Raw genomic sequence first — 4,156 nt, forward strand, 5'->3', positions numbered from 1 at the left:
CACCGCGGCGCAGGGGCGCCATGGCTGCTGCCCGCCGCCACCGGCGCTGCGCTGCTGGTGCTCGGCGGCGGGGCGGCGCTGCTGTTCTGGCCCGCCGCCGCGCCCCAGGCGCCAGCGCCTCCGCCGGTCGCCGCCGTCTCGGCGATCGAGCTCATTGCGCTGGCGACCGAGGCGGACATCCTGGCCGCCCATTCGTCCGACCTCGCCGTCCGCCGACTCGCGCCGAACCCCGCCGTCCTGGTGCTCGACTTCCCAACGCTGGCCGAGCAGGGGCGGATGCTGAACCGCGTGGCCGCCCTTGTGGAGAAGGCGGGCCTGCCGCGCGACCGCGTGCTGGACGACGCCGCGCTTGCGGCCGCGATCCGCGCCGGCGGCACGACGCCGGAGACCTTCTACTACGGCCACAACTACCGCGCTTCGGACCTCCTGCGCTTCTTCCAGCTCGCCGACCGGGACGGCGTGCGGCTGAATGCAGATGAGGAGCGCCTGCGCGGGCTTCTGCGCGACATCGGCTGGCTGTCGCTCGGCGCGCATGGGGCGGTGGTGTCCATCCCGCATGCCGGCGTCGAGCCCTGGCTCGACATGCGGGCGCGCGCGGCGATGCTGCGGCACGAACTGTCGCACGGCGAGTTCTTCACCAACCCGGTCTTCGAGGCGACCGTCTGGCGCTTCTGGCGCGAGATGCTGACGGAGTCGGAGCGCACCCGCTTCCGCGCCGCGCTCGCGGCCGAGTCCTACGACCCGACGCTGGAAGAGGTGATGGCGAACGAGGCGCAGGCCTTCCTCTTCAACACCCCCGACGAGCGCTTCTTCAACCCCGCCACGATCGGCATGCCGCCCGAGCGCGTCGCCGCGCTCCGCGCCGCCTTCATCGCGGCCATGCCCTCCGGCTGGCTGCGCGACGCGATGGCGCGCTGACGGATGCGGTGCCGGCGGCCCTGATCACGCCGCCTTCAGATGCTCCTGCAGGCGCGGCATCAGCTCCACCAGGTTGCAGGGCCGGTGGCGGCTGTCGAGCTGGAACAGCAGGATGTCGTCCCAGGCATCCTTGCAGGCGCCGGTCGAGCCGGGGAGGGCGAAGAGATACGTCCCCCCAGCGACCCCCCCGATCGCGCGCGACTGGATCGTGGAGGTGCCGATCTTCTGGTAGCTCAGCATGCGGAAGAGCTCGCCGAAGCCGGTGATCTCCTTGTCCAGCACGCGGGCGAAGGCCTCGGGCGTGACGTCCCGGCCGGTGATGCCGGTGCCGCCGGTGGTGATCACGCAATCCACAGCCGGGTCGGCGATCCAGCGACGCAGGATGCCCTCGATCACCGTCGCCTCGTCCTTGCAGATCTCCCGTGCCACGAGCTTGTGGCCGGCCGCCTCGATCCGAGCCGCGAGCGTGTCGCCGCTCCGGTCGGTAGCCAGGTCGCGGGTGTCCGACACGGTCAGCACCGCGATGTTCACGGGCAGGAAGGTGCGGCTCTCGTCGATCGGCATGCGCGGGGCTCCTCCGGCGGGAAGATAGGGCCGCGCGCGCCCCGGGCCAAACCATGGCCCGGGGGTTCCGGTTACTGCCGGCGTGCCACCATCTGCGCGACCTCGTGCTCCTCCGAGAAACGCGGGAAGCGCCCGGCCGCCAGCGCATCGAGGCTCGGCGCCGGCAGGCCGAGTCGCGACGCATAGATCCAGGAATAGGCCAGCACGCGCTGCACGAAGAGCCGCGTCTCCCCGACCGGGATGCTCTCGATGAAGAGGAACGGGTCGTCGCGGTGCCCGATGGTGGGCTGCCAGCGCCCGAGATTGCCGGGGCCGGCATTGTAGGCGGCCAGCAGGCGGATCAGGTCTCCGCCGACCTCTCCGTGCCGGGCGAGGTAGTGCACGTAGCGCTGCCCGACCTCGAGGGCGAAGGACGGGTCGTGCAGCCGCCGTGCGCCGGCGCCGCGCAGCGACGGATCGCCGGTCACGTAGCTGGCGGTGGCCGGCATGATCTGCAGCAGGCCCCGCGCCCCCGACGGCGAGACGGCGTCGGGGTCGAAGTTCGATTCCTGGCGCGCCAGCGCGTAGAGCAGCGCCGGATCGATCCGGAAGCCGCCGTTCGGCTGCAGCCGCGGGAGCGGGAAGCGCGCGAAGTCGCGCGGCCGGCCGTCGGTGCTCTGTTGCAGACTGGCGACCTGGGCGGCGAAATCGGTCATGCCGGCATGCGAGGCCACGACGAGGACGGCGCGGGCCACGCCCGGATTGCCTTGCACGCGCGGCCAGAGGGCGCGCATCTCGGCCTCGGCACGGTCGCGCTGGCCGACCTGCAGCAGCGCCAGCGCGCGCCAACCGGCGGCGGTCTCGGCCACGGCGGCGGCCTCGCTCTCGCCGGCCAGCTCGCGTTCCCAGGCGAAGCCCATCGGAAGGCCGAGCGTGCGCCGCGCGACGAGGCCGTAGAAGGTGCGCGGCTCCTGCGCGGCCTGCAGCAGCCAGGGGATGTGCTGCTGCGGGCGGCGGGCCCGGATGGACGCGCGCGCGGCCCAGAAGGCGGCGGCGGACCGCGTGGCCGGGGAGGCGATGTCGGCCCGCGCCGCCGCCTCGAAATGCGTCAGCGCGAGCTCGTGGCGCCCCAGGCTCCAGGCCGCGAGACCGGCCACGAAGGCGGGGAATGCCGTACCGCCAGCATTGCGGGCGGCATCGGTCGCGATCCGCAGCGCCTCCTCGTCCCGCCCGAGTTGCAGCGCGATCTGCGCCACGTCGGCGCGCAGCAGCGCGGCATAGGCGCCGCCGGCACGGCTGCGGGCGATCTGCGCGAGCGCCGCAGCGATGTCGCCGTCCCGGGCACGATCCCGGACGGATCGATCGAGCGAGGCGTTGCGCGTGACCGTCCTCGACGCTGGCTCGCGCTCCTCAGGGACCACGTCCAGGTCGCCGGGGAGCGCCGACTGCTCCGGGACAGGCGGCAGCGCCGCGCCGCGTGGCGCCTTGCGGACCAGCAGCGCATGGATGGCCGGCGCGTCCGGGTGATCGGCATGGGCGCCAAGCCAGGCGATCAGGTCGGGAACGGCCGCGTCATGGCCGCGCAGCCAGCGGTCGGCCAGGACATGGCCGATCAGGCGACGATCCTCGAGCCGCTCGGTCTCGCGCGCCGCCGCCGTCGCTTCGCCCCGCGCCTGCAGGTCGAAGATACGCCGAAGGCGCGCCGCATCCGACGGCGCGAGGGGTTGCGGGAACCCGGCGATCCCACCCTGCAGAACAGGACGGGGAACGCTCATGGCGGTCTGGTCGGCCCGTTGCCCGAACGCAGGGACCTGAGCCCCCACGATCATCGTGGCCCCCACGAGGAACGCGACAAGGGCCGTATGACCAGAGGCGCGAACCGGGCGGGGGTCCCGGGCCATGGGGCAGATCGCTCGCATGGCGGCGACTCCCCTACAGGCGGGCCGGACAGGATGGCAACCCCGCAAACTGAAAGCAATCTTAACTTTTGAGACTCGCGCTAAGTTATCAGAAGCTTGCCGCCCGACCTTAACTCATTTTTATCGGTCAACGGGCCGTGACGCGGCCATCGAGGGTGCGCCGGAGCAGGATCAGATCGGCCCAGGCATCCCGCTTCGCAGCGGGATTGCGGAGCAGATAGGCCGGATGAAGCGTCGGCAGGGCGGGCGCAGCGCCCGCATCGGGCAGCGCGTGCCAGCGACCGCGAAGCCGCGTGATGCCGTCCTTCGCGCGCAGCAGCGCCTTGGCCGACACGCCGCCGAGCAGCACGAGGTGACGCGGCCTCACCAGTTCCACATGTCGCAGCACGAAGGGGAGGAAGAGGTTGATCTCGGCATCGGTGGGCGTGCGGTTGCCCGGCGGGCGCCAGGGCAGGATGTTGGTGACGTAGAAGTCGCGCTGCCGCATCAGCCCGATGCTGTCGAACATGCGGTCGAGCAGCTGGCCCGACACGCCGACGAAAGGCTTGCCCTGGCGGTCCTCGTCGGCGCCGGGCGCCTCGCCGATCAGCATCAGGCCACTGTCTGCAGCGCCATCCGAGAAGACAAGGTTGGTGGCCGTGTCCCGCAGCGGGCTGTCGACCGCGGCGATCGCCGCCTTCAGCGCGCCGAGGTCGCCGGCCTCGCTTGCGAGGCGCGCGGCCGCCGGCGTGACGGGTAGCAGCGCGGGGGCCGCAGGCGGGCGCGCCGCGACAACG

At 72.6% G+C, this 4,156-nt stretch carries 4 protein-coding genes; 1 reads left to right on the plus strand and 3 read right to left on the minus strand.

From position 1 onward, the window contains the following. Positions 1-918 (plus strand): hypothetical protein (locus L2I40_RS19780; RefSeq protein ID WP_237216901.1); only part of this gene is annotated, 918 nt, incomplete at its 5' end. A gap of 24 nt (positions 919-942) precedes the next feature. Here L2I40_RS19780 and moaB read toward each other — a convergent pair. From moaB to L2I40_RS19795, 3 genes are all read right to left on the minus strand, one after another. Continuing rightward, positions 943-1,482, minus strand: a complete 540-nt coding sequence (gene moaB / locus L2I40_RS19785; RefSeq protein ID WP_237216902.1) for a molybdenum cofactor biosynthesis protein B — start codon at positions 1,480-1,482, stop codon at positions 943-945. 71 nt (positions 1,483-1,553) lie between these two features. Next, positions 1,554-3,236: a lytic transglycosylase domain-containing protein gene (locus tag L2I40_RS19790; protein ID WP_237216903.1), complete on the minus strand. Its 1,683-nt coding sequence runs from the start codon at positions 3,234-3,236 to the stop codon at positions 1,554-1,556. A 271-nt stretch (positions 3,237-3,507) separates the two neighbouring features. Further along, a partial coding sequence (locus L2I40_RS19795; RefSeq protein ID WP_237216904.1) for a uracil-DNA glycosylase occupies positions 3,508-4,156 on the minus strand: 649 nt, incomplete at its 5' end.

It is taken from the genome of Falsiroseomonas oryziterrae, assembly GCF_021864505.1.
GTDB classification, from domain to species: Bacteria; Pseudomonadota; Alphaproteobacteria; order Acetobacterales; family Acetobacteraceae; genus Falsiroseomonas; species Falsiroseomonas oryziterrae.